The organism is Microlunatus sp. M237, assembly GCF_056896895.1.
In genome coordinates this window covers 817,492-843,043 of the sequence record NZ_JBXHBL010000003.1, presented here as the reverse complement: position 1 = coordinate 843,043, position 25,552 = coordinate 817,492, and the positions used below count along the sequence as shown (strand labels likewise).

The 25,552-nt window shown below is 70.0% G+C and carries 23 protein-coding genes; 11 read left to right on the top strand and 12 right to left on the bottom strand.

Annotated features, from left to right (window positions below; all coding sequences use genetic code 11):
- Positions 1-64: 64 nt before the first annotated feature.
- Positions 65-1,237, bottom strand: a complete 1,173-nt coding sequence (locus AC1XX3_RS14955; RefSeq protein ID WP_483321929.1) for a PrsW family intramembrane metalloprotease — start codon at positions 1,235-1,237, stop codon at positions 65-67.
- Between the two features lie 130 nt (positions 1,238-1,367).
- Here AC1XX3_RS14955 and AC1XX3_RS14950 point away from each other — a divergent pair, with 130 nt between their 5' ends.
- The gene (locus AC1XX3_RS14950) at positions 1,368-2,312 is read left to right on the top strand and encodes an AEC family transporter (RefSeq protein ID WP_483321928.1); all 945 of its coding nucleotides are present in this window, start codon (positions 1,368-1,370) and stop codon (positions 2,310-2,312) included.
- Between the two features lie 52 nt (positions 2,313-2,364).
- Entirely contained in the window at positions 2,365-3,336 is a 972-nt protein-coding gene (locus AC1XX3_RS14945; RefSeq protein WP_483321927.1) for a hydroxymethylglutaryl-CoA lyase, read from the top strand.
- Here the strand turns inward: AC1XX3_RS14945 and AC1XX3_RS14940 are convergent.
- Positions 3,251-3,805, bottom strand: coding sequence for a hypothetical protein (locus AC1XX3_RS14940; RefSeq protein WP_483321926.1), 555 nt, complete (start codon positions 3,803-3,805; stop codon positions 3,251-3,253). The genes AC1XX3_RS14945 and AC1XX3_RS14940 overlap by 86 nt on opposite strands.
- A gap of 153 nt (positions 3,806-3,958) precedes the next feature.
- On the opposite strand from AC1XX3_RS14940, the gene AC1XX3_RS14935 reads away from it, so the two are divergent.
- Positions 3,959-4,888, top strand: a complete 930-nt coding sequence (locus AC1XX3_RS14935; RefSeq protein ID WP_483321925.1) for a T3SS (YopN, CesT) and YbjN peptide-binding chaperone 1 — start codon at positions 3,959-3,961, stop codon at positions 4,886-4,888.
- A gap of 139 nt (positions 4,889-5,027) precedes the next feature.
- A complete protein-coding gene (ppk2, locus tag AC1XX3_RS14930; RefSeq protein ID WP_483322117.1) occupies positions 5,028-5,993 on the top strand; it encodes a polyphosphate kinase 2 in 966 nt (321 codons plus the stop codon).
- Positions 5,994-6,006: 13 nt separating this feature from the next.
- Here ppk2 and AC1XX3_RS14925 read toward each other — a convergent pair whose 3' ends face one another.
- On the bottom strand, positions 6,007-7,077 hold the full coding sequence (locus AC1XX3_RS14925; protein ID WP_483321924.1) for a HoxN/HupN/NixA family nickel/cobalt transporter: 1,071 nt from the start codon (positions 7,075-7,077) through the stop codon (positions 6,007-6,009).
- A gap of 269 nt (positions 7,078-7,346) precedes the next feature.
- Between AC1XX3_RS14925 and hrpA the strand changes: the two genes are divergently transcribed.
- Complete coding sequence (gene hrpA, locus AC1XX3_RS14920) at positions 7,347-11,174, top strand: ATP-dependent RNA helicase HrpA (RefSeq protein WP_483322116.1); 3,828 nt, start codon at positions 7,347-7,349, stop codon at positions 11,172-11,174.
- 95 nt (positions 11,175-11,269) lie between these two features.
- Entirely contained in the window at positions 11,270-12,160 is an 891-nt protein-coding gene (locus tag AC1XX3_RS14915) for a proteasome assembly chaperone family protein (protein WP_483321923.1), read from the top strand.
- Positions 12,161-12,164: 4 nt separating this feature from the next.
- Here the strand turns inward: AC1XX3_RS14915 and AC1XX3_RS14910 are convergent, their stop codons facing one another.
- The 3 genes from AC1XX3_RS14910 to AC1XX3_RS14900 are packed head-to-tail and all read right to left on the bottom strand — an operon-like array spanning position 12,165 to position 14,195.
- The gene (locus AC1XX3_RS14910) at positions 12,165-12,818 is read right to left on the bottom strand and encodes a DUF1684 domain-containing protein (RefSeq protein WP_483321922.1); all 654 of its coding nucleotides are present in this window, start codon (positions 12,816-12,818) and stop codon (positions 12,165-12,167) included.
- The gene (locus AC1XX3_RS14905; protein WP_483321921.1) at positions 12,811-13,599 is read right to left on the bottom strand and encodes an FAD-binding oxidoreductase; all 789 of its coding nucleotides are present in this window, start codon (positions 13,597-13,599) and stop codon (positions 12,811-12,813) included. Before AC1XX3_RS14905 ends, AC1XX3_RS14910 begins: the two co-directional genes overlap by 8 nt.
- A 2-nt stretch (positions 13,600-13,601) precedes the next feature.
- Entirely contained in the window at positions 13,602-14,195 is a 594-nt protein-coding gene (locus AC1XX3_RS14900; protein ID WP_483321920.1) for a sulfite oxidase-like oxidoreductase, read from the bottom strand.
- A 146-nt stretch (positions 14,196-14,341) separates the two neighbouring features.
- Between AC1XX3_RS14900 and AC1XX3_RS14895 the strand changes: the two genes are divergently transcribed.
- Positions 14,342-15,205: an acyl-CoA thioesterase gene (locus tag AC1XX3_RS14895; protein ID WP_483321919.1), complete on the top strand. Its 864-nt coding sequence runs from the start codon at positions 14,342-14,344 to the stop codon at positions 15,203-15,205.
- Positions 15,206-15,307: 102 nt separating this feature from the next.
- Here AC1XX3_RS14895 and AC1XX3_RS14890 read toward each other — a convergent pair whose 3' ends face one another.
- The 3 genes from AC1XX3_RS14890 to AC1XX3_RS14880 form a co-directional block, all read right to left on the bottom strand.
- Positions 15,308-16,285 carry a sigma-70 family RNA polymerase sigma factor gene (locus AC1XX3_RS14890; RefSeq protein ID WP_483321918.1) on the bottom strand — a complete coding sequence of 326 codons (978 nt, stop codon included), beginning with the start codon at positions 16,283-16,285 and terminating at the stop codon, positions 15,308-15,310.
- Between the two features lie 206 nt (positions 16,286-16,491).
- Complete coding sequence (locus tag AC1XX3_RS14885) at positions 16,492-18,684, bottom strand: S9 family peptidase (protein ID WP_483321917.1); 2,193 nt, start codon at positions 18,682-18,684, stop codon at positions 16,492-16,494.
- Positions 18,685-18,711: 27 nt separating this feature from the next.
- Entirely contained in the window at positions 18,712-19,512 is an 801-nt protein-coding gene (locus AC1XX3_RS14880; protein WP_483321916.1) for a thioesterase family protein, read from the bottom strand.
- Between the two features lie 84 nt (positions 19,513-19,596).
- Here AC1XX3_RS14880 and AC1XX3_RS14875 point away from each other — a divergent pair, with 84 nt between their 5' ends.
- From AC1XX3_RS14875 to AC1XX3_RS14860, 4 genes are all read left to right on the top strand, one after another.
- Entirely contained in the window at positions 19,597-21,072 is a 1,476-nt protein-coding gene (locus AC1XX3_RS14875; protein WP_483321915.1) for a glutamate-cysteine ligase family protein, read from the top strand.
- The gene (locus AC1XX3_RS14870) at positions 21,072-21,467 is read left to right on the top strand and encodes a universal stress protein (RefSeq protein ID WP_483321914.1); all 396 of its coding nucleotides are present in this window, start codon (positions 21,072-21,074) and stop codon (positions 21,465-21,467) included. Before AC1XX3_RS14875 ends, AC1XX3_RS14870 begins: the two co-directional genes overlap by 1 nt.
- Positions 21,468-21,734: 267 nt before the next feature.
- On the top strand, positions 21,735-23,195 hold the full coding sequence (locus AC1XX3_RS14865; protein WP_483321913.1) for an RNA polymerase sigma factor: 1,461 nt from the start codon (positions 21,735-21,737) through the stop codon (positions 23,193-23,195).
- 155 nt (positions 23,196-23,350) lie between these two features.
- Positions 23,351-23,638 (top strand): DUF1330 domain-containing protein, encoded by a 288-nt coding sequence (locus AC1XX3_RS14860; protein ID WP_483321912.1) that lies wholly within the window; start codon positions 23,351-23,353, stop codon positions 23,636-23,638.
- Here AC1XX3_RS14860 and AC1XX3_RS14855 read toward each other — a convergent pair.
- The 3 genes from AC1XX3_RS14855 to AC1XX3_RS14845 all read right to left on the bottom strand — a co-directional run bounded on the left by AC1XX3_RS14855 (position 23,582) and on the right by AC1XX3_RS14845 (position 25,463).
- Positions 23,582-24,289 carry a type III PLP-dependent enzyme domain-containing protein gene (locus tag AC1XX3_RS14855; protein ID WP_483321911.1) on the bottom strand — a complete coding sequence of 236 codons (708 nt, stop codon included), beginning with the start codon at positions 24,287-24,289 and terminating at the stop codon, positions 23,582-23,584. The two genes, AC1XX3_RS14860 and AC1XX3_RS14855, sit on opposite strands and share 57 nt — an antisense overlap.
- 177 nt (positions 24,290-24,466) lie before the next feature.
- Positions 24,467-24,859, bottom strand: coding sequence for an SAV_915 family protein (locus tag AC1XX3_RS14850; RefSeq protein WP_483321910.1), 393 nt, complete (start codon positions 24,857-24,859; stop codon positions 24,467-24,469).
- 79 nt (positions 24,860-24,938) lie between these two features.
- Positions 24,939-25,463 (bottom strand): MarR family winged helix-turn-helix transcriptional regulator, encoded by a 525-nt coding sequence (locus AC1XX3_RS14845; RefSeq protein ID WP_483321909.1) that lies wholly within the window; start codon positions 25,461-25,463, stop codon positions 24,939-24,941.
- Between the last annotated feature and the right edge of the window lie 89 nt (positions 25,464-25,552).

Genomic DNA, 25,552 nt, shown 5'->3' with positions numbered 1-25,552 from the left:
GCGACAGTGATCGGCCTGGTCGTGGGGGAGAGCGTCATGGCCAGGGCCGGTACCAAGAAGCCGGTCAGCTCGGGGGAGGCCCGGGCACCAGCGCACCCGTTCGGGCCGGCCGGGTGGGCGGCCACACCACGTGCGGCTGCAGTGCAGCGGCCCGCTGGACGAGGGCGGTCATCTTCGCGTCGGCTCCGACCGGTCCCATGCCGCGCAGCACCCGCTGGTGCAGGAACGCCATCTCCGTCAGCGTCTGCTGATAGTCACGGACCACTGTCGCGCCGACCCGGCCGGCGTGTGTCTTCGCGAAGTGGCGAGCCGCGACGCGGTGGGCCATGTCAGCCACCCAGTCGATGTCGTGGTCGTCGATCCAGCCGCGTCGGGCGCAGTCTTCCAGCGCCAGCGCAAGGATCCGCCGCTCCTTGCCGCGCGACCAGATCGCCAGCAGTGCCAACATGATCAACCCCGGCAGCATGGCCAGCAGGTACGTGACCAGGAACCCCGTCAGCCCGAACAGCGCCGAGCTGGCGTTCCACGCCGTATGCAGGACCACCGCGACCAGGTAGCCGGTCACCGGCGCCAACAGCCTGACCACCGCGGACCGCGAGACGACCGCGACGCCCACGCCGACCCCGATCGCCGCGGTGAACAGCGGGTGCGCGAACGGACCGATCACGCCCCGCAGGACAAAGGTGGCCAGGGCTTCGGGGACGCCGCCCTGCCCGAGACTCGACAGGTAGTACAAGATGTTCTCGGTGAAGGCGAAGCCGATCCCGGTCAGGGCGGCGTAGACGATGCCGTCGAGCAGGCCGTGGACCTGCTCGTGCCGCAGCCACAGGATCAGCAGGAAGAACAGGCCCTTGCCCAGCTCCTCGGTCACGGGTGCCCACACCGTCATCAAGCTGGTGCTGCCGGCCCCCACGACGAGTGACACCAGCAGGCTCAGCCCCGTACCGACCGCCACCGCACCCGTCGCGCCCCAGCCCAGTGCGGCCACCAGGTAGCGCCGCGGCTCGGGTTCGTAGCGATCCAGCCAGAGACAGACCAGCACCAGCAGCGGCACGGACAGCGCGGCCATCGTGATGCTGATCACCGATCCGACAGCTCCACCGCTCAGCAGCACCAGCACCGCCACAGCCAGCCCGGCGACCGACAGCACGACCGTGGTGATGATCATCAGCGCTGACCGGCGGCGGGCCGCCGGCAGAGGCGGGACGGCGGGGCCTGAGGCCGGCACCGGATACACGTAGGACCTCCTGCAGGTTCGGACCTTTACGATAAGGCGCACCGCGGCCGTCTTCCAGCGGGGTCACCCTGCGGGAGTCGGAGGACCTTCGACAGACTGGGCCCGCCGAACTGTGCAGAAGGAGGTGTCGGTGCAGGGCGTCCTGGCTGGCTTCGTCACCATCGGCTCGATCATCGGCATCGGGATGCTGCTGGCCCAGCTAAAGATCCTGGACGACTCCAGCCAACGGATGCTGTCGAGACTGGCGTTCTTCGTGGCCAGCCCCGCGCTGATGATCACGGTGCTCGGCAGGACCGACGTCAGCCAGCTGTTCTCGGCCAACCTGCTCGCCTCGATCAGCGGTGTGGTCGTGGTGGCGTCGATCTATCTGCTGCTCGCACGGTTGGTCTGGCACCGCACCGCCGCCGACACCGTGATCGGCACCTTCTCCTCGGCGTATGTGAACGCGGGCAACCTCGGCCTGCCGATCGCGGCCTACGTGCTGGGCGACGCCTCGCTGATCGCCCCGATGCTGCTCACCCAGCTGTTGTTGCTGCAGCCGCTGGGACTGGCTGTGCTCGACTTCACCGTCAACCGCGGCCGGCACGCCGACGACCCAGCCTGGCGCCGCTGGCTGGGTCGGCTCAGTCAGCCGCTGCGCAACCCGCTGATGCTCGGTTCGCTGCTCGGGCTGCTGCTGTCGATCTTCGACCTGGAGATCCCGCGGCTGGTGGCCGACCCGCTCACCCTGGTCGGCGGGATGGCTGTCCCAGCCATGCTGATCGCCTACGGCGTGTCGCTGCGGCTCGGTCCGCGTCCGGGGGCGGGGGAGCCGGCGGTGCAGATCGGCACCATCGTTGCCCTGAAGCTGGTCGTCCAGCCGGTCGTCGCCTTCGTCGTCGCCCGCTACCTGCTCGGGCTGGACGATGCCGGTGTGCTGGCCGTCACCGTCGTCGCCGCACTGCCCACCGCGCAGAACGTGTTCACCCACGCCGTCCGCTACGACCGTGGCGTCATCCTCGCCCGGGACAGCATCTTCATCTCCACCATCCTCGCCGTGCCGGCCCTGGCTGTCATCGCCGCGCTGCTGGCCTGAGGAGTGGGGCTGACCGCGGGTGGGCGACCGACGGGGCCACTAGAGTCGGGCCATGGTGAGCGTGCCGACCGGATTTCCCGCTCCGCATCCGATGGCTGGGCTGCCGGCCGCGGTCCGGATCTACGAGGTCGGTCCCCGCGACGGGCTGCAGGCCGAGCCGACCATCGTCTCGGCGGCCACCAAGAGGGAGTTCATCGCCCGGCTGGCCGGCTGCGGCCTGTCGGCCATCGAGACCACCAGCTTCGTCCCGCCCCGCTGGATTCCACAGCTGGCCGACGCTGAGGAGGTCCTCCGTGGCATCGAGCAGCCACCCGGCGCGCGCCGACCGGTCCTGGTGCCCAACCTGCGCGGCTACGACCGGGCGCGGTCGGCGGGGGCTACGGAGGTCGCCGTTGTCGTCAGCGCCACCGAGCGGTTCGCCCAGGAGAACCTGGCCACCACCGTGGCCGGCGCGCTGGACCGGGCGGCCGCGATCTGTGCCCAGGCCGGCGTCGATGACATCCCGGTACGGGGCTATGTGTCGATGTGCTTCGGCGACCCCTGGCAGGGACCGGTCAGCCCGCGTGCCGTGGCCCCGATCGTGGCGCGGCTGGTCGAGCTCGGCTGCGCCACGGTCAGCCTGGGGGACACCATCGGGGTGGCCACGGCCGGTCAGGTCCACGCCGTGCTCGCCGCCGTGGACGACGTCGGTGTGCGGTCGGAGCAGCTCGCGCTGCACTTCCATGACACCTACGGTCAGGCGCTGACCAACGTGCTGGCCGGGCTGCAGGCAGGCGTCATCGAGTTCGACGCCGCCGCCGGCGGCTTGGGCGGCTGCCCGTACGCCCGCTCGGCCACCGGCAACCTCGCCACCGAGGACCTGGTCTGGCTGCTGGCCGGCCTGGGGTTCGACACCGGCGTTGACCTGCCCCGGCTGGCGGCGACCAGTCGGTGGATGGCTAGCGTGCTCGGTCGCCCCGCGCCGTCGCGGGTCCTGACGGCGCTGACGGGCTCGGACCCAGCCGAGAGGCACGGGCCGCGCTGAGCCACCCCACCCCCCGGCGCAGCCCCGCCCCGGCCGAGGTGGACACGACCGCGGTGGTCAGCACGAAGCCGGCCCAGAGCACCGCGGCGACCGGCCACAGGGGGACGTGGGTCAGTCCGTTGACGGCGCCCGGGTCGAGCCGGCCGGCGGCAAGGATCCAGCCGTACAGCGCGAGCGAGGGCGCCACCACGCCGGGCAGCACCGCGCGCTCATACCGGAGCAGCCCGGCGGCGACGCCGAGGACGACCAGTAGCAGCCAGAACCTGAGGACGCCGCCGGAGCTCCAGGCGTCGCTGGGGAGCCGCGCCGGGTCGAGGCCGAACGGCCGGGCGGCCAGCCAGGCGCCGATCGTGACGAGAACGAGAGCGACGACCGGCCACGGGACCACGGCGGTGCGGTCACCGCTCGAGTGTGGCTCCGGGTTCGACCGGCCAGCAGGGGGGATCACCGACTCCGGGGACTGGGTCATGGAAGAAAGTCTGCGTCATGGCACCTACCGGCTGAAGGGGCGCGCACCGGCTGATCCGCGTTGCGGACTCGTCTGTGCCGCGGCACGCCCGTGCGGGCGGTCGTTCAACCACCGTGCGGCAGTGCGCTAGGTTCGAACGACAGGAGGTGGAGCGTGACGGTTTACGAGGATTTCGACATCGATCGGAGCACTGCCCAGGCGTGGGCGGAGTTCCAGGCGCGGCTGAGTGAGGTCATCTCGATGATCGACGACTCAGGGGATCTGACCATCGGGACGGAGTCGGAGAGTGACGACCCGGCGCCGTTCGTCCGGTTCGCCAGCCCTGCCCGAGACGTGCTGCGCTGCGAAGCCGCCTCCAACGCCGTCCTCGGTGAGGACTTCCAGCTCGACACCGCCCAGCTGGATCGGATGGAGCGGCTCGGCTGGTCCGCGCCGACCGCCGAGGGCCGTACGCCGTCCCCGAACTTCTGGGTGGAGGACTCCCAGGAGCAGTCCGACCGCCTGAGTGAGCTGGCGGTCCGCGCGTTGCGCGACGTCTACGGGGTACAGCACCCCGTCTTCCTCGCTCCCGACCAGCTGGCCGAGGTGCTGCAGCCTCATCCGGCGCCGATCGAGCAGGTCGCCGAGCTCGACGCCGAGGACGTCGTGCCCACCGTGCCCGGCAGCCAGGAGCACCTCAACGACCTCGTCGATGACGAGCTGATCGAGATGTTCGGTCATCGCCCGATCCGTGACGCGGAGGGCGACATCGCCATCCGCGTCGGCTCGACCATGCTGTTCCTGCGTACCTCTCCGGACGGCCGTGAGGTGGTGGTGTTCGCCACGCTGGTGCACGACGTGTCCGGCCGCTCGCGCGCGATGGAGGTCCTGAACGACCTCAACGTCGAGGCCCGCTGGGTGAAGTTCCAGCTCATCCGCGACCGCGTCTTCGTCACCTTGTCGGTGCCGGCCAGGCCCTTCGTCCCCGCCCACCTGCATCAGGCTGTCCGGATCATGTCCGAGGTGGCGGATGGCATCGACGAGGAGCTGGCCGCCAAGCTGGACGGCCGCACCACGTTCGTCGAGGGTGACCAACCGGACTGATCGCGGTGACTTGCGCCGAAGGGCCTGCGGCGACCGCTGATCCGTGACCGACCGCAATCGGGCGCGGTGGGTACTCCAGACCATGACACCGCAGCGACATCGAAGTCGCCGGGTGCAGAACAGGAGCACAGTGTCGAAGCTGGAGGACGAGCTGAACCGGCTGCGGGAGCGCTACGGCGCCACCGACTTCGTGGTGGAGGACGCCGATGACGACGACCCGGTGCTCCGAGCGGTGGACGGCTCGATCGTCGACACCTGGCGGCAGGACTACCCCTACGACGAGCGTCTTCAGGTAGCGGTCTATGAGCACGAGAAGCGGCTGCTCCAGATCGAGCTGCTGAAGCTGCAGCGCTGGATCAAAGCCACCGGGACCCGGCACGTGATGTTGTTCGAGGGCCGTGACGCCGCAGGCAAGGGCGGGACCATCAAGCGCTTCATGGAGCACCTCAACCCCCGTGGCGCCCGGGTGGTCGCGCTGGAGCGACCGACCGACTACGAAGCCCGCCAGTGGTATTTCCAGCGCTATATCGCCCACCTGCCCGCTGCCGGCGAGATGAGCCTGTTCGACCGGTCCTGGTACACCCGGGCCGGAGTGGAGCGCGTGATGGGCTTCTGCACCGCCACCGAGTACGAGGCGTTCCTCGAGCAGGCGCCCACCTTCGAGGAGCTGCTGGTCGACGAGGGGTTCGTGCTGACCAAGCTCTGGTTCTCGGTGTCGCGCGCCGAGCAGAGCACCCGCTTCCTGATCCGCCAGATCGACCCGGTGCGGCAGTGGAAGCTCTCCCCGATGGACCTCGCCTCACTCGACAAGTGGGACGACTACACCGCCGCGAAGGAGCAGATGTTCGCCCACACCGACACCGACATCGCGCCGTGGACGGTGGTCAAGAGCAACGACAAGCTGAGGGCCAGGCTGGAGTCGATGCGGCACGTGCTCCACCGGTTCGACTACGACGGCAAGGACACGACCGTGGTGGGCACTCCCGACCCGCTCATCGTCGGCCGTGGTGTGGACCTGCTGGAGGACACCGAGCAGGTCATTGCGGCCACCCGCCGACCCGGCTCGCGCCAACATCAGCCGAACGCTGACCCAGCGGAGCGCTGACTTCAGCTCTGGCTCAGTGGGCGCGGGTACGGCGCCACAGCGCCAGCGCGACCAGACCGATCACCGCGAACAAACCGGCGAGGCCGTATCCGGCGTAGCTGGTGTCGACCGACGCCAGCGCGACCAGCCACCCGGCCTGGGCACCGGTGACCTCGGTCAACAACGTCGACCCCACCAGCACCGCCACCAGCGCGGCCGAGGCGATGCTGAGGCCGGTGACCACCAGATTGAAGTTGATCTTGCGGATCGGGTCCGCCGCAGCGGTCTCGTACATCCGCAGCATCATCAACCCGTTGCTGGTGTCGCCCAGCGTCATCGCGGCGGTGAACAGGACCGGCAACGCCAGCAGGGACAGCGGCGGCGCCCCGGCCAGCGTCGCGCTCGCGGTGATCATCAGCAGTCCGATCTGCGAGCTGGTGTCGAAGCCCAGCGAGAACAGCACCCCGATCAGATAGATGTGGCGCGGGTGCCGGACCCGACGCAACGGCGCGGTCATCAGCCGGGTGACCGGCCCGCGCGGCGTGAGCGCGTCGGCCGGCACGACCAGCTGGGGATCCTCCCGCACCCGTCGTCGCAGCCGCCAGGTGGTGACGAACCAGGCCAGGTTCGTCACCGCGACCAGCAGCAGATAGAGCCCGGAGACCGACATGCCGATCACCCCGAGGGTGGCGGCCAGGCCGGTGCGCTCGTCCAGCGCCGTCCGGACCACACCGATCCCGGCGATCACGCCGACGCCGGTGAGCAGCACGACCGTCGAGTGGCCGGCGGAGAACGCCAGCCCGACCGACGCCGGAGTGCGACCTTCCGCGACGAACTTGCGGGTCGAGTTGTCGATCATGGAGATGTGGTCGAAGTCGAACGAATGCACCAGCCCGCGGGCGTAGGCGAACGCAGCCAGCGACACGGTGACGACGCCGGTGGTGCTGGCGGCGACCCCGGTGGCCAACAGAGCGAGCCCGATCAGGTGCAGCACCGCGACGGCGACGAACGTCGCCCGGACCCGCAGCCGAAACGGCCGAGTCGCCCGACCCTCCGTGGTCAGCAACGACCGCAGGTTGGCGCGCGTGGTCACCGTGTCGGTCATCGAGCCTCCTGCCGCCGTGCGTTCGGAGGTCCCCGAACGGTTCCAGCACATCGTAGGGTGCGCCGCCTGCCGGTGGACTTCCAGCACGGGCGCCGATCGGCCACCGCAGGAGCGGCCACCAGCGAAAACCAGTGCGGCTGGGTGTGACCCCGCGCAGTAGGATCGACCGAGTGTCCAGTGCCTCGCCCCCGCAGCAGCAGCCGCCACGCCAGCGGCGGCCGCGATCGGGCCAGGGACGCCGAGAGCTCCAGCCGGATCGGCCCGCACCGCTGCCGGCCGACCTGCAGATCACCTTCGACGACGACCTGCCGATCAGTGCCCGGCGCGAGGAGATCGCCCGCACCATCCGTGACCACCAGGTGGTGGTGGTGGCCGGTGAGACGGGCTCGGGCAAGACGACCCAGCTGCCGAAGATCTGCCTCCAGCTCGGCCGTCAGTCGATCGGCCACACCCAGCCCCGGCGGATCGCGGCTCGGAGCGTGGCCGAGCGGATCGCCGATGAGCTGGGCTCCGAGCTCGGCGAGCTGGTCGGCTACCAGGTGCGCTTCACCCGCAAGGCGTCCCGGGCGACCCAGCTGAAGGTGATGACCGACGGGGTGCTGTTGGCCGAGATCGGCCACGACCGCGACCTGCGGCGCTACGACACGATCATCATCGACGAGGCGCATGAGCGCAGCCTCAACATCGACTTCCTGCTCGGCTATCTCCGTCAGCTCCTCGTCCGTCGCCCCGAGCTCAAGGTGATCGTGACCTCGGCCACCATCGACACCGCCCGGTTCGCCGAGCACTTCGCCGACGCGGACGGCAATCCGGCGCCGATCGTGGAGGTCTCCGGCCGCACCTACCCGGTCGAGATCCGCTACCGGCCGACCCTGGAGGCCGGCGAGTCCGACCAGGTGGAGGGCATCTGCGCCGCCGTCCGCGAGCTGTCCACCCTCGGGACCGGTGACATCCTCGTCTTCCTCTCCGGGGAGCGGGAGATCCGCGACGCCGCGGAAGCGATCGAGGGGATGCGGCTGCGCTCCACCGAGGTGCTGCCGCTGTACGCCCGGCTGTCGGCCGCCGAGCAGCACCGGGTCTTCACCAGCCACCCCGGCCGTCGGGTGGTGCTGTCCACCAACGTGGCCGAGACCTCGCTGACCGTGCCCGGCATCCGCTATGTGGTCGACACCGGCACGGCGCGGATCTCGCGCTACTCCGCCCGCACCAAGGTGCAGCGGCTGCCGATCGAGCCGATCAGCCAGGCGTCCGCCAACCAGCGCGCGGGTCGGTGTGGCCGAGTCGCCGCCGGGGTGTGCATCCGGCTCTACGACGAGGAGGACTTCGAGAGCCGACCCCAGTTCACCGAGCCCGAGATCCTGCGGACCAACCTCGCCTCGGTGATCTTGCAGATGACTGCGGCCGAGCTGGGCGATATCGCGTCGTTCCCGTTCGTCGAGGCGCCCGACAACGCTCAGATCACCGATGGCCTGCGGCTGCTGGACGAGCTCGGGGCGATCTCCGGCAAGGGCAGCCGGACCCAGCCACGGCTGACCGGGGTCGGACGCCGCCTCGCTGCCATCCCGCTCGATCCGCGGATGGGCCGGATGCTGCTTGCCGGCGAGCGGCAGGGCTGCCTGCGCGAGATGCTGGTCATCGTCTCCGGCCTGTCCATCCAGGACCCGCGCGAGCGCCCGGCCGAGCACCGGGAGAAGGCCGACGCACTGCACCGGCGCTTCTGGGCCCCGCCGACGAGCGGGGCCGACGACGCGGACCAGCCCTCGATCGAAGGCAGCGACTTCCTCTCCCTGCTGCGGCTCTGGGACTACCTGCGCAGCTCCCAGCACGATCTGTCGGGCAACGCGTTCCGGCGGCTGTGCCGCGACGAGTATCTGCACTTCCTGCGGATCCGGGAGTGGCAGGACCTGCATGCCCAGCTGCGCGACATCACCCGGGAACTGGGGCTGAACCGCAACAGCGAGCCGGCCGACCCGTACAAGATCCACACCGCGGTGCTGAGCGGGCTGCTGTCCCACGTCGGTCTGGCAGACGTGGTGGAGGACACCAAGGCGACGGCGCGCAACAACCCGACGCGCCGCCGGAGCCGTCCCGGCCCTCGTGAGTACCTCGGCGCCCGCGGCTCCCGGTTCGCCATCAATCCGGGTTCCAGCGTGGCGAAGATCCAGCCGCCGCTGGTGATGGCGGCAGAGATCGTCGAGACCAGCCGACTATGGGCACGGACGGTCGCCGGCATCGACGCCCGCCAGGTCGAGGAGGTCGGTGAGCATCTGCTGAAGCGGACCTACTCCGAACCCCACTGGTCGTCGCGCTCCGGGTCGGTGATGGCCTACGAGCAGGTCACCCTCTACGGCATCCCGATCATCGCCCGCCGGCAGGTGTCGTACGCCCGGATCAACCCGGCCGAGGCGCGCGAGATCTTCATCCGTTCGGCGCTGGTCGAGGGCAGCTGGCGTACCCGGCACCACTTCTTCGCCGAGAACGCCGCGGTCCGCGCGGAGGCCGAGGAGCTGGAGGAGCGGACCCGCCGCCGTGACGTGGTGGTGGACGACCAGGTGATCTTCGAGTTCTACGACGCCCGGCTGCCCGGCACCGTCACCTCCGGCGCGGCCTTCGACGCGTGGTGGAAGGACGCCCGACACACCACGCCGGACCTGCTGTCGTTGACGCTGGCGGATCTCATCACGCCGGGCGCGGCCGACATCGACGCCGACGCCTTCCCCGACACCTTCCGGGTGGGGGAGATGGAGTTCGACGTCACCTATACGTTCGACCCGGGCACAGCCTCCGACGGCGTCAGCGTGGCCATCGACCTGGCCGTCCTGAACCAGGTGGATCCGGCCCCGTTCAGCTGGCAGGTGCCCGGGGTCCGCCCCGAGCTGGCGACCGAGCTGATCCGATCGCTGCCGAAGGCCCTCCGCCGCCAGTTCGTCCCCGCTCCCGAGTACGCCCGGCGCGCCCTGGCCTGGCTGTCGGAGCATCCGGGCGACCAGGCGGAGTCGTTGTCGTCGGCCTTGGGTCGTGCCCTGCGGATGCTGACCGGTGAGGTGGTCCCCGACGACGCCTGGCAGAGCACACCGCTGCCCACGCACGTGCAGATCACCTTCGTCATCCGCGACGGTGATCGGACGGTGGCCGAGGGCAAGGACCTGGCGGCGCTGCGGGCCGAGCTGGCGCCCCGGCTCTCCGCCCGGCTCAATGCCGCCGCAGCCGAGCACACCCATCGCTCGGCCACCGACTGGATCTTCGGCACCATCCCCGAGCAGGTCCAGCTGGACCGCGGCAGCCAGCGCGTTGTCGGGTTCCCGGCGCTGGCCGATGAGGGCACCGCTGTCGGGGTGGTGGTGACCGACAGCGTCGAGCGGCAACGTGCCCGGCACCGGTCCGGGCTGCGCCGACTGGTCGTGCTGCAGACCCCCGACCCGACCAAGTGGGTGGTCTCGCACCTCAGCAACACGACCAAGCTGGCGCTGGGACACAGTCCGTACCCCGGGGTACCGGCGCTGCTGGCCGACGCACGACTGGCCGCGGTCGGCGAGCTGGTGCAACGGCACGCCGGGAAGAAGGGCGAGGCCGGGATCCGCGATGAGGCGGCCTTCCGCCGACTCTGCGACCTGGTCCGCGCTGACCAGCCGGAGCTGATGCGCAGCGTGGTCGGTGTCGCTGCCGACATCCTCACCGTGCATCAGTCGGTGCTGACTGCGCTGCCCCGAGCCCGCAGCGTCAGCCCGACGTCCGCGGCCGACATCACCGAGCAGGTCAACAACCTCGTCTTCGCCGGCTTCCTGGCCGCGACCCGCTATCCGAACCTGGTCGACCTTCCGCGCTATCTGCGGGCGGTCCAGCTGCGGCTCGAGGTGCTGGTGGCCACCCCGGCCCGCGACGAGGCCGGGCTGGCGGTCATCAGCCGGTGTGAGGACGCATACGCCGCGCTGGTCGACGCCGCACCCCCGGGTCCGCTGCCGGAGTTCGTCGAGGACGTGGGCTGGCTGCTGGAGGAGCTGCGGGTCAGCCTGTTCGCCCAGAGTCTGCGGACCAAGGTGGCCGTGTCGGAGAAGCGGGTGATGAGCGCCATCAGCGCGGCGCGAGCGCGGCTCTGAGTCGCCAACGCGTCCCTGACAGCACACGGCGGCCATGCCGGTGACCATCCGGACAGCGCCGGGTCGCCCACTCGGTGACAGGTAGATTGGGCGCCATGATGGATCCGCGCCTGCTCTACACCCTGGACGACACCCAGCTCGCCAAACTGGAGCATCACCGGCCGGTGCTGATCCACCAGCTGGACGGCTACGTCGACGCGGGTCAGGCGGGCCGGCTGTTCACCGCGCACGCGCTGGAGCAGCTCGAGCACGAGGTGCTGGCCGAGTTCGACACCGACCAGCTGCACGACTACCGCAGCCGCCGGCCGCTGATGGTGTTCGACCAGAACCACTGGGCGTCCTATCGCGAATACTCCCTCACGCTGTACCGCGTGGTCGATGAGCAGGACGAGGTGTTCCTGCTCCTCACCGGGCCGGAGCCCGATGTGCAGTGGGAGCGGCTGTCCGCGGCCCTGGTCGACCTGATCGAGCAGCTGGACGTACGGCTGACCGTGGGCATCCACGGCATCCCGATGGCCGTCCCGCACACCCGGCCCACCACGCTCACCGCCCATGCCACCGACCCGGACCTGATCCAGGGCTACCGCAGCTGGATCGACCGGGCCGAGGTGCCCGCGAGCTTCGACGCGCTGCTGGAGTTCCGCCTCGGACAGCTCGACCGCAAGGCGATGGGCTTCGCGGTGCATGTGCCGCACTACCTGGCGCAGGCACCGTTCCCGCAGGCCACGCTCAGCCTGACCCAGTCGATCAACCAGGCGACCGGGCTCGCAGTGCCGCTGGAGCCGTTGGAGGAGGCGTCGGCGACCAACCTGTCGGACATCGCCGACGAGGTGGCCACCTCCCGGGAGGTGCAGGAGCTGGTCGCGTCCCTGGAGCAGCAGTACGACACCTTGCGGGCGGCCGACATCGAGCACGTCCCCAGTGCTGACGAGATCGCGGCCGAGTTCGAGCGCTTCCTGGCCGAGCAGGACAAGCCAGAGGACTGAGCGGTCAGCGGGTCAGCTCACCGACCCCGATCTCGACCCGAAGAACGTTGCCGGCCGGCGCCAGCGGGCAGGCCCAGGCGGGATCGTAGGCACACGACGGGTTGTAGGCGAAGTTGAGGTCGAGCACCATTCGGCCGTCGGTGTCGATGCCCAGGTCGGCGCCCTTGGCGGTGTCGACCAGATAGCGCCCGCCACCGTACGTCCCAGCCGGCCGGCCGGCCAGGCCGTCGCGGACCGGGACGAACAGCCCGCCGCCGTAGCCGGTCAACCGCCAGACGTCCAGGGTGCCCAGATCGCCCAGCGGGGCCGTGGCCACGCGTTCGAAGCCGACGTCACCGTCGGAGCCGGTGGTGATCTCGATCTGCAGCGGTTCGGCCGGCTGCAGGGCCACCGCGAACCGCCAGCCGGGGTCGTAGTCGGCAACCGGCAGTCCGGTGAACCCTGCCCGGTCCTCGGCCAGCAACGGCGAGGCGGGATGGTCCGCGAAGAGCTCGTCGCGGACCGTACGCCAGTGGGCGTGCGCGCCGACCGGATCCGAGGCGGCCCGGTCCCGCACCTCGGCGTACAGCGCCCAGACACGCCGCCGCCAGTCCAGCGTCTGCAGCGCGGTCACCGTCGGAGCCGGAAGTCCGCCGGCGCCGCCCGAATGCTCAGCCACTGGCACCGAACCTCTCGACGCGGACCTGGGCGGAGTCGACGCCGAGGTCGAGCAGCAGGTCCGATGCCGACTCTGCGAATCCGGTGGAGCCGCAGATGAAGTAGGTGGCGTCGGGCCGGAGCAGCGGTGCCAGGTCGTCGGCCTGCAGCCGGGCTGCGGCCCTGGGTGCGCCGGTCGGGCGAGCTGCGGGCCGGCTGCCGGCGCCAAGGGCTGCCTCCGTTGTGGCCCCGGCTGCCGCCAGTCGAGCGGGGGCAGCTTCCCGGCTGAGCGCCACGGTGGCCCCGGCGGCCAGCAGCTCGTCGGCGTACGGCAGCTCCGCCCGGGTCCGAGCGGCAACGGCGAGGCGCAGCAGATCGGTGCGGCCGATATCGCGGCTGTGTCGCAGCATCGCGACCAGCGGCACCACCCCGGTGCCGCCCGCGACACCGACGGCCGGGGTGTCGGCGTCCCAGACGAACCAGCCGCCGATCGGACCCCGCACCTCCAGCTCGTCGCCGGGCTGGATCGCCTCGGCCAGATAGCTGGACACCTCACCGTCGCTGAGTCGTTCGACCAGCAGCTCCAGTCGCGGGTCCGACGGCGCGGAGGCCAAGGAGTACGACCGGGAGGCGGCGTAGCCGTCGTCGGCGGTCAGTCGCACCACCACGTGCTGTCCGGGTCGGGGCCGGGGACCTTCGGGTACGGCCAGCCGCAGCCGCACCGTGGTGGGCGTCGGCCGGTCCACGGTGTCCACCACCGCTGTCCGCCAGATCGGCCGCGCCGGTGTGGCTTGGCTGGTCACGCTCAGTCGCCCTGGTAGCGCTGCTCGCGCCATGGGTCGCCGAGGTCGTGGTAGCCGTTGCGCTCCCAGAATCCCTGCTGGTCATGATCCAGCAGGGTCAGCCGGGTGATCCACTTCGCGCTCTTCCAGAAGTAGAGGTGCGGGACCAGCAGACGTACCGGTCCGCCGTGCTCGCGCGGCAGCGGCCGGCCCTCGTGGGTCCAGACCAACCAGGCCTGCCCGGACCGCAGGTGCTCCAGCGGCAGGTTGGTGGTGTAGCCGGTGGTGGAGGTGGCCAGCACATGGCTGGCCTGCGGCTGTACGCCGGCCGCGTCGAGCAGCAGGTCGACGCTGACGCCGCCGAAGGAGGTGTCGAACTTGGACCACGTGGTCACGCAGTGGATGTCGCCGCGATATTCCGAGCCGGGCAGGGCCTCGACCTGTGGCCAGGTCCACGTGGTGGGGCTGTCCACCAGCCCGTCGACGGTCATGGTCCACGAGGCGAGGTCGACCCGCGGGGTGACCTCGGCGGTGAGCACCGGGAAGTCCGTCCCGATGTCGTACTGACCCGGGGGGCAGGCCGTCGCGCTCGGGCCGCCGTCGTCCGGTGAAGCCACGCAGTGGGGCCATGTGCGGTTTCTCCTGCCGTGAGGTTGACCCGATCCCGAACCGGGCGGAGCTGGGCGTGCTCGTCCAGAGGGCCGGAGCAGATCCTACGCTTGAGCCGGGCCGGCGGCAGGCCGTGCCCGCTAGGCTCTCGATCGTGCCCCAGTCCATCGACGAGCTCATCGACCTGCTGGACCTCGAGGAGATCGAGGTGGGTCTGTTCCGGGCCCGGCAGCCCGACACCCAGCTGCAGCGCGCGTTCGGCGGGCAGGTGCTGGCCCAGGCTCTGATGGCCGCCAGCCGGACGGTGCCGCAGACCCGGGTGATCCATTCGCTGCATGCGTACTTCCTGCGGCCGGGCCGTACGGACACGACGATGGTCTACGACGTGGAGTCGATCCGCGACGGCCGTTCGTTCTCGTCCCGGCGGGTGGTGGCGCGCCAGGGCGGCGAGGTGATCTTCTATCTGTCGTCGTCGTTCCACCAGCCCGAGCCGGGGTTCGACCACGTCGACCCGATGCCCGAGGGCGTTCCGGGGCCCGAGGAGTGCCCGCGGCTGGCGGAGGTGCTGGCCCGGGCCTCCGGCCGCGACGCGGGCTACTGGGACCGCGAGTGGGGTGCGCTGGATCTGCGCTACGTCGGCGACTCCCGGCCCGGCGGTGGCCTGGTCGACCCGCACCACCCCGCCCGAGCCCGGGTGTGGGTGCGAGCCGACGGGACCCTTCCCGAGGACCCCCGCATCCACCAGGCGGTGCTGGCCTATGCCAGCGACCTGACCCTGCTGTCGGCGACCACGGTGCCGCACAACGCGCTGATCGGCATCAACGTGCAGGCGGCGTCGATCGACCACGCCATGTGGTTCCACCGGCCGTTCGTGGCCGACGACTGGCTGCTCTACGACCAGATCTCCCCGTCGGCGTCGGGCGCGTTGGGGCTGTCGACGGCACGCTTGTTCCAGCACGACACGCTGGTCTCCAACGTGGCGCAGGAAGGCCTGATCCGCCCGATCGAGCGCCGCTGAGCGTCGCGACCGCCGGCGATGACAGGTGCCCAGGCAGCAAAGACGACCCGACCCGCAACCGAGAACGGCTGCGGGTCGGGTCTGGGGGGAGGGTGGTTGGCTTCAGGCGGCGAGAACTGACTTGCCGCGCAGCTTCGCGATGGCGTGCCGCTCGATCTGGCGTACCCGCTCGGCGGTGATGCCCCAGATGGCGCCGATATCGGCCAGCTTGGCCTGGCGTCCGTCCAGCAGACCATAGCGACGGCGGACCACGTCGGCGGACCGGTCGTCGAGCTGGTCCAGCAGAGCCTCCAGCCTGGCGTGCTCCTCGGCGTCGAGGAACACCTCGTCCGGTCCGGGCATCGGCTCACGGGCGATCAGATCGCCCAGGGCGGTGTCGCCACCTTCCTCGACCGGGGCGTCGAGGCTGACATGGTCGCGGCCGTATCGGATCAGATCCAGCACCCGGTCGCTCTCCAGGTCCATCTCGTCGGCGATCTCGGCGATCTCCGGCTCGCGTCCCAGCCGGCGCTCCAGCGTCCGGCGCACCGCGCCGACCTGGTTGACCTGCTCGGCGACGTGCACCGGAAGACGCACGATCCGACCCTGCTGAGCGATGCCACGACTGATCGACTGCCGCACCCACCAGGTGCCGTAGGTGGAGAACTTGAATCCCTTGGTGTAGTCGAACTTCTCGACCGCACGGATCAGACCAGTGTTGCCTTCTTGGACCAGGTCAAGCAGCGGCATCTGGGAACGGCCGTATTTGCGCGCGACCGAGACGACCAGCCGCAGGTTCGCCATGACGAACCGCTGGAGGGCCCGCTGGCCTTCGTCGACCAGATACTCCAGCTCGGCCTTGGTCGGCCGCTTCGCGCGCTTGCCGCGTTCCGCCGCGGTCACCTCGCCGGACAGTATCCGTTCTGCGTAGAGGCCGACTTCAATCGCCTTGGCCAGCTCGACCTCCTCCTCTGCCGACAGCAGGGGAGTCTTCGCGATGCCATCGAGATAAAGACCTACCGCGTCTTTGCCGTCGATACCCTCGGAAACTCGAGAACGAGTTGCATGTGCTACCACAGTGGCCCCTTTCGTTGCCTTCATAGAGATCAACGGATCGGGTAGGGTGAGAGATTCCGCTTTAGCCCTGAAGAATCCCTGAGACCTCGCCCGGGGTGATCCCGTACCACTGATTCGCGGCCGAGTGCCTCGCTGGATGCGTCAGACATACCCCCAACATCGCGGCGTGAATCACCCGCCGGCGATGAGCAGGTATTTCTCGCCGGGATCGGGGCCGGCGACGGCGCCGGTCAGGAGGTGACCTGGTCCACGATCCACGCGTATTCGAAGGCCACCTCGCGCCAGCCCTTGTAGCGCCCACTGACTCCGCCGTGGCCGGCGGTCATCTCCGTTTTCAGCAGGATCGGCCGACTGGCGTCATTGGTGGCGCACCGGCGCAACGCTGCCACCCATTTGGCCGGCTCCACGTAGTAGACCCGGGTGTCGTTGAGGCTGGTGGTGGCCAGGATGGCCGGATACCGCGTCTGCTGCAGGTTCTCGTACGGGCTGTAGTCCTTCATATAGGCGTAGACCTCGGGGTCGTGCAGCGGGTCGCCCCACTCCTCCCACTCGATCACCGTCAGCGGCAGCTCGGGATCGAGGATGGTGGTGAGCGCGTCGACGAACGGCACCGCCGCGTGGATGGCTCGGAATAGCTCCGGAGCCAGATTCGCCACCGCCCCCATCAACAGGCCCCCGGCGCTGCCGCCGCGCGCGGCCAGCCGCTCCGGCGAGGTGTAGCCGGCGTCGACCAGGTGCCGGGCGCAGGCCACGAAGTCGGTGAAGGTGTTCTTCTTGGTCAGCGTCTTGCCGTTCTCGTACCAGCTGCGGCCCATCTCGCCGCCACCGCGGACGTGCGCGATCGCGAACACGAAGCCCCGGTCCAGCAAGGACAGCCGGGAGATGGCGAAGCTCGGGTCGATCGCGATCTCGTAGGAGCCATAGCCGTAGATCAGTGCCGGAGCGGATCCGTCCAGCGGGGTGTCGGCGCGCCGGACGATGGACAGCGGGATTCGGGTGCCGTCGTCCGCGGTGGCCCAGGCGCGCTCTTGGATGTACGCCTGCGCCTCGTACGGGCCGCGGACCGGGTCGTCCAGCACCGGGGTCTGCTTGAGCAGCGTGAGCTCGCCGGTGGTCAGGTCGTAGTCGAAGACCGAGTCCGGGGTCAGCATCGACCCGTAGCTGACCCGGATCACGGTGGCGTCGTAGTCGGCTGAGCCGGGGGAGTCGACGGTGTAGAGCGGCTCGTCGAAGACGATGTCCGAACCCGGCGCGAAGCCGCCGGCAGCGGTCCGCGGCAGGACGTGCAGACCGGTCAGTCCGTTGCGCCGCAGCGAGACGACGGCATGCCCGGCGTAGGCGGCGACCCCGGTGATCCGTACCCCGGGCTCAGCGGCCAGCACGGGCGTCCACTCGTCCGGGCTGGTGGCGTCGAGCGGCGCCTGCGCCAGCGCGAAGTCTTCGGCGCCGTCGTTGTGCACGATCAGCAGCCGGTCACCGGCCGGCTCCACGTCATACTCCACTCCCTGACGGCGGGGGGCGACGACCCGCGGGGTGCCCTCGGGATCGTCGGCGCTGAGCAGCTGGAACTCCGAGGTCAGCTTGCTGCCGGTGCCGATCACGATCCAGCGGTCGTCGCGGCTGGAGTCGACGCCGATCCAGAAGCGCTCGTCCGGCTCGGTCACCACGTCGGCGTCGGCGTCGGCCGGGGTGCCCAGCCGGTGCCGGCGGACGACGTAGGGCCGCCAGGCGTCGTCGGCCCGGGTGTAGAACAGGTGGCTGTTGCCGGCCCAGGCCACGCCATAGGCGGTGTCGGGGATGACGTCACCGAGCAGCTGTCCGGTGGTGAGGTCCTTCACCCGGAGCTCGAAGCGCTCGCCGCCGGTGGTGTCGACCGAATACGCCAGCAGGGTCCCGTCGACCGACGTGGCGAAGGCCCCGATGGAGAAGAACTCGTGGTCACCGGCCTCGACGTTGCCGTCCAGCAGCACCTGCTCCCCGGTCAGGCCCTGCTCGTCGGTCAGGCCGGCCTCCAGGTCCGGCGGGCTGTGCCGGTCGGTGGCGGGGAGACGGCAGTAGATGGCGTACTCGGAGCCCTCGACCGTACGCACGTAGTACCAGTACGCCGCACCGCCGCTGTGCGAGGTGTACACGGGCACCGACAGGTCGGTCTCCTTGGTGCGGTTCTTGATCTCGGCGAAGATCGCCTCGCGCAGCTCCTCCTGGTCGGCGGTCAGCGCCTCGGTGTAGCCGTTCTCGGCCTCCAGGTAGGCCAGGACCTCCGGGTCCTCCTTGTCCCGCAGCCACTCGTACGGGTCGTCGAAGGTGTCGCCGTGATGCACCCGCGGCTGCGGCCGCCGATCGGCCACCGGCGGCGTCGGGACGCTGCCGTCGGACTCGGGGGCGGACGGTGCACAGGAGCTGGGAGTGGACGACGCAGACATGAAGGCGACCCTACCGGCGGGCTCGGCTCACAGCCGCCGCACGGTGAGGATCTGCTCCGACCGGCCGACCGCGCCGTGCTGGTCGAACAGCACCGACGAGGTGAGGCCGATGCCGTCGGCGCCCAGCACCGCCGAGGCGTCGAAGCCGACCCAGCCGGCCACCGGGGAGCGGTGGAGATGCACCCCGAGGTCGGTGTTGGGGAACATCCACCGCCCGGGCCGCACCCGGGCGGCCAGACCGTTGGCCGTGTCCACCAGCCCGACCCAGCGGGCCAGGTCGCTGCTCGACTCGTTCTCGACCAGCGTCTTGGTGGTCCGCAGCCAGGCGCGGACCCGACCGGGGACGCTGCCCGGCACCAGCCGGCCCTCGAGGGAGTCGATGTAACCACCGCCCCAGGCGGCGGCCGCATCCCAGGCGGGCAGATCGTCCGGCGACGGCAGTGGGTCCGGTTCGCCGCCGGCCACCGCGGCGGTGTCGCTGCGCTGCAGCCGCCACGCCCGGGCGCGGACGACGGGGCGGTCGGCGACCAGCACCGTCGCCTCGATCAGCTCGATGGTGCGGCCGGGGCGGATGGTCTGCACCTCCACGGTGGTCGCCACGGCAGCGACCATCCCGAGGATCTCCACGCTCAGCCGGCACAGCTGCAGCCCGTCGTCGAGCCGTCCGGTTGCGGCCAGGTGTGCCTCGATCGCGTGCACCACCAGCCCGGTCACCGGTGCCATGTGCTGCTCGTCCGGGCGCCAGGCGCCCTGGGTGTGCAGTGTCGGCTGATACGTCTTCTCCCCGGTCCGCCGGTAGAACGAGCCCGAGTCCGGGTCGAGCAGCATCTGCGAACCTCTCTCTGGTCGGCGCCGGTGGGCATTTCCCCCGCTGGGGTCCGTCGCACCACGGCATGGGTGAGGATAGGCGCCATGGGAGAAGAGGTCGACGCGACGCACTTCACGAGGGACGACCGCAAGCGCCACCGCGCCAAGGTCCGCAAGGGTCTCGACGTGCTGGCCCGGATGCTGACGGAGTCACGGTTCGACTTCGAACGCCCGATGGCCGGGCTGGAGATCGAGCTGAACCTGGTGGACGAGAACTGCGAGCCGGCGATGCGCAACGCCGAGGTGCTCGAGGCCATCGCGGACGACCAGTTCCAGACCGAGCTCGGCCGGTTCAACATCGAGATCAACGTGCCGCCACGCCCGCTCGGGGCCGGAGGGCTCACCTCGTTCGAGGAGTCGGTCCGGGCCGCTCTCAACCAGGCCAACGATCGGGCCAAGGGGGTCGGTAGCCAGATCGCCATGGTGGGGATCCTGCCGACGCTGCACCCCGAGCACGTCAGCATGGCGGCGGTCTCGACGAACCCCCGCTACTCCTTGCTGGACCAGCAGATCTTCGCCGCCCGCGGCGAGGACCTGGAGATCAGCATCGACGGCGTCGAGCGGCTGCAGATGATCTCGGACACGATCATGCCCGAAGCCGCGTGCACCTCCACCCAGGTGCACCTGCAGGTGAGCCCGGACGACTTCGCCGGCTACTGGAACGCGGCGCAGGCCATTGCCGGCATCCAGCTCGCGGTCGGCGCAAACTCGCCGTACCTGTTCGGGCGCGAGCTGATGGCCGAGTCGCGGGTCCCGCTGTTCGAGCAGGCGACCGACACCCGCAGCGACGAGCTCAAGGCTCAGGGAGTGCGGCCGCGGGTCTGGTTCGGCGAGCGGTGGATCACCTCGATCTTCGACCTGTTCGAGGAGAACTCCCAGTATTTCCCGGCGCTGCTCCCGATCAGCACCGAGGAGGACCCGGTCGCGGTGCTGGATGCGGGCGGCATCCCGCAGCTGGACGAGCTGCGGATGCACAACGGCACCGTCTATCGCTGGAACCGGCCGGTGTATGACATCAGCGGCGACGCCCCGCATCTGCGGGTGGAGAACCGGGTGCTGCCGGCGGGCCCGACCGTGGTGGACACCATGGCCAACGCCGCGTTCTTCGCCGGTCTGGTGCGGTCGCTGGCCGGTGAGGACCGGCCGGTGTGGTCGCAGATGTCGTTCTCCGCCGCCCAGGAGAACTTCGCCGCCGGTGTCCGCCACGGGGTGAACGCCGAGGTGTACTGGCCGCGGGTCGGGCAGGTCAAGGCCACCGAGCTGGTGGTCCGCAAGCTGCTGCCGTTGGCCGCGGCAGGGCTGCGGGACTGGGGCGTGGACGAGGCGGAGACCGGCCGGCTGCTGGACGTGGTCGAGCGCCGCTGCCTGCGTGCAGCCAACGGAGCGACATGGCAGACTGCGGAGGTGTCCCGACGGGAGGCAGCCGGCGACGACCGTCGCGAGGCGCTGCGGGGCATGCTCGGTGCCTATCTCGAGCGGATGCACAGCAACGAACCCGTACACACCTGGGAGGGCAACTGATGCCGCAGATCGGTTCGGAGCGGTCGTCGACGATCGTCGTCGGCTACTCGTCCAAGCCAGAGGGGCAGGCCGCGCTGCAGCGGGCCATCACCGAGGCCGAACTGCGGACGTCCCGCCTGATCGTGGTGCACACCGCGGGCGACGAGGAGCTGGCCGTGCTGACCGACCAGCTCACCGCCAGTGGCGTACCGCACGAGATCCGTCAGGCACCCGACGCGCTCGACCCGGCCGACGAGCTCATCACCGCAGCCGATGAGTCGGCGGCCGACTTCATCGTGATCGGCCTGCGGCGCCGGTCGCCGGTCGGCAAGCTGCTGCTCGGCAGCAACGCCCAACGGGTCCTGCTGGACGCCGCCTGTCCGGTGCTGGCGGTCAAGGCCGAGCCCACCAGCTGACCCCGACAGCGAGGCCCACCGCGCCCATGCCACTGCCGGTCACGCGCGGGCTGCGGGTCCGTGGTCGATTGTGGATATGGGCGCTCGACGTAGGCTGGCACTGGTCGGGTTCCGCGACCCGGATCACGATCCAGGCCCGCAGCTGCGGTCGGGGTCGTCCGCCGACTGCAGCCCGCCGGTCCAGCATCGACACGCTGAACCGGGCCCATGGACAGATCCTTTGGAAAGTCGTGCCAGAATACGTCGTGGAGCACCTATTGACTTCCAATGGGCGCTGCCTGCCCTATTTCGAACACCGGTAAGCCCGAGAGGTTCTTTGTGACACCCCCCTCCAAAGCCCAACTGTCCAAGCCAGCTTCACCGGCTGAGACATCAGATACCTCGAACGGCGGCCAGGTCGTCAGCGACCAGGTCGTCGCGGCCACCAGTCGGGCCAGTGAAGTCTCGGTCCCTGCCGACAAGAAGGCCCCGGCCAAGAAGGCTGCCGCCAAGAAGACCGCGCTGAAGGCGGTCGACGCTCCCGATGAGCCTGCCGCCAAGAAGGCTCCGGCGAAGCGCACCAGCAAGAAGGCCGCCGCCACCACCGGTGCCGACGGTGAGGTCACCGTGACCGCCGACGTCCTCGTCGAGGTGTCGGGTGAGGAGGTCGTCCTCACCGTGGGTGGCAAGAAGCGCACCCTGGACGATGTGGACGAGTCCACGTTCGTCCCCGCCGCCGAGGCGACGTTGGAGAAGGAGCTGGTCGAGGACCAGGGGTTCAGCCTGTCCGACGCCGACGACGCCGACGAGCCCGAGCAGCAGGTGATGGCGGCCGGCGCCACCGCCGACCCGGTCAAGGACTACCTGAAGCAGATCGGCAAGGTCGCCCTGCTGAACGCCGAGCAGGAGGTCGAGCTGGCCAAGCGGATCGAGGCCGGTCTCTTCGCCGACGAGAAGGTCAACGACCCCGGCACCAAGATCAAGCCCGCTCAGGCGGAGGATTTCGCATGGATCGCCGAGGACGGGCGGCGGGCCAAGAACCACCTGCTGGAGGCCAACCTCCGCCTGGTGGTCAGCCTGGCCAAGCGCTACACCGGTCGCGGCATGCTGTTCTTGGACCTGATCCAGGAGGGCAACCTCGGTCTGATCCGCGCGGTCGAGAAGTTCGACTACACCAAGGGCTACAAGTTCTCGACCTACGCCACCTGGTGGATCCGCCAGGCCATCACCCGCGCGATGGCGGACCAGGCCCGCACCATCCGTATCCCGGTGCACATGGTCGAGGTCATCAACAAGCTGGCCCGCGTCCAGCGGCAGATGCTGCAGGACCTCGGCCGCGAGCCCACGCCGGAGGAGCTGGCCAAAGAGCTCGACATGACCCCGGAGAAGGTCGTCGAGGTCCAGAAGTACGGTCGCGAGCCCATCTCGCTGCACACCCCGCTGGGTGAGGACGGTGACTCCGAGTTCGGTGACCTGATCGAGGACTCCGAGGCCGTCGTGCCCGCCGACGCGGTCAGCTTCACCCTGCTGCAGGAGCAGCTGCACGACGTCTTGGACACCCTCAGCGAGCGCGAAGCCGGTGTGGTCTCGATGCGCTTCGGGCTGACCGACGGTCAGCCGAAGACGTTGGACGAGATCGGCAAGGTCTACGGCGTCACCCGCGAGCGGATCCGCCAGATCGAGTCGAAGACGATGAGCAAGCTGCGGCACCCGTCGCGGAGCCAGGTGCTGCGCGACTATCTGGACTGAGTGCTTGCTCGTGCAGTGGGGTCAGGACGTGCCCAGAGGGTGTCCTGGCCCCACTGCCGACTCGCCGAGATGCTCGGTCGATCGCCACTGGATTCGCTGCGAACCTGTTCGAGGCCCCCGGTGCCTCAGCTGAGCCGGTCGGGCAGAATGGCCGCATGGGTGCCTACTGGATCAGCGTGTACCAGGAGATTTTCGACCAGGACAAGGTCGACGCGTACGCGCGGCTTGCTCGACCCGCGCTGGAGGCGGCGGGCGGGACGTTCGTTGCTCGCGGCCTGCCCGAGCAGACGTACGAGGCCGGTGAGACAACGCGCACGGTGCTCATCGTCTTCGACTCCGTGGAGGCGGCTCGCGCCGCCCACGACAGCGTCGCCTATCAGGAGGCGCTAGCCGCCCTGGACGGTGGCGCGCGGCGCGATATGCGAATCCTGCCAGCGCTCTAGCTCCTGCACCGTGCGAGCTGTACGAGTGCGTCGACCTCGTACGTGACGGGGCGAGCCGCTGCCTTCCGGGTCCGGACGGGAGTTCTCACCCAGCAGGATCTCGTCGAGCTGCAGGTCGAACCTGCGCTGCGCGCGGGCCACCTGCCCCATCAGGCGTCGGACCAGCGAGGTGCGCTGGCTCACCGAGATGGCCGGGAAGCCTCCGAGCTCGCAGTACAGACCCACCAGACGCAGCCTCGGGTGTTGCATGATCATCCCAATGGCGTACTCGGCTGAGCCATCCGTGATGGACGGCATCGAGGCAGCGGGGCCGCCGTCGGCGGCGCCATGACGCTGGTCGATCCTGCTGATGCCGGAACTGACCCTCAGCAGGACCGGCTGGGGGGAACGCTGCGGTACTCGAGCCGCGAGGTCGGGCGCATCGAACGCGCGGCGCAGCACCACCCGCCCCACTCCGACCGACATGGCGGTGTCGATCAACGGCAGGTCAGCAGGGTCGTATCTGACCACCCTGTCCCGCGGGGGCACCATCGCCGCGACAGCCAAGGCCAGGTCCTGTCCCGAGACGAGAACCTGTGCGGTGCTCTCGTCACAGACCCACGGGTCGGCTCTCGACGAGGGGTTGGCCGCCGAGACGTGGACCAGGCTCATCCCCGTCGATGGTCGAGCCCTGACCCGGCTCCGGCGCCGGCTGCGAGCCGTGGCGAGCTCACGCCCTGTGGCGTTCCCCTCGACCAGCCTGGCCTCCGACGTCGGGGCCGCGACAGGACTGTCGGCATCAGCCGGTGACACCGCCCGACGGCGGGATACAGAGGTTGACACCCCGCGTCAGGCCGGCAACTGCACTGCCGCATCGCCGCGGTAGCGCTGGTCAGAGCCCAGCAGGTCGGCGCTCGCGTTCGCGCTGTGGTCGACGGCCGCATCCGCGCCGGGAGCCGCCAGTGTCGGGTCGACCGTGATGCGGGTGATCCCCAGCGGCGTGATCAGCGCGCGAAGGGTGCTCTCGCTGAGGACCGTACAGGGGTGGGCGGACCCGAACACTTCGGCCAGCTTCTCCGCGCTGGTGAACGCGGCGGCTGTTCGATCACCCAACGGGGTGCGGAAGAGCCTGAGCACCGACCAGCCACCACCCACCGGTCCTACCCGCACCGGGACGTACCAGCGCACCGGCGGGACGGGGTGCGCGGAGTCGGAAGAGAGAGGCAGACGGACAGAACTCACCCTCGAAGACTAGGGAGGCCACGGATGCTGATCCCTGTTCCTGACGCGATGTTGACGCGAACGTACGCAGAATTAGCGGTCAGGACTCCTTCGGGCGGGCGGCACTACGCCGGCGCGGGGCGGCCGAGCGCGGCGGTGTCGAACGCATGTGGTCGCGCACTGATCCCAGGATCGCGGCCAGTGACTCCACCTCGCCGGCATCCAGGGGTGCGAGCAGCAGCTGCCGGATCACCTCGATGTGGCCGGGGAACACCTTGGCCAGCACGGTGCGTCCGGCATCGGTGATGGTGACCGTGATGCCTCGCTCGTCGTCCGTCGACGGGGCGCGGGTCACCAGGCCCGCCTTCTCCAGCAGGCCGGCCTGATAGGTCAAGCCGCTGCGGCTGTAGACGACGCCGTCGGCGAGATCGGTCATGCGCTCGCTGCCGGTCGGGGAGTCCCCGAGGCGAGCCAACAGCTGGAACTGCACATAGCTGAGGTCGCCCGCGTCACGCAGCTGTTGCTCGACGGTGTGCCGCAGCAGGCTGCTCACCTCGATCAGCGCGAAGTAGGCCCCCAGCTGGTCGGGGTCGAGCGGCGACGGCGCGTCGGGCAGATCAGGCATCAGGCATCCTTGTTGCTTCGAATTTGAAGCGGTGCTAGCGTGGATCACATGCTTCGAGTTCGAAGCAAATGACACACCATGAAAGGTCT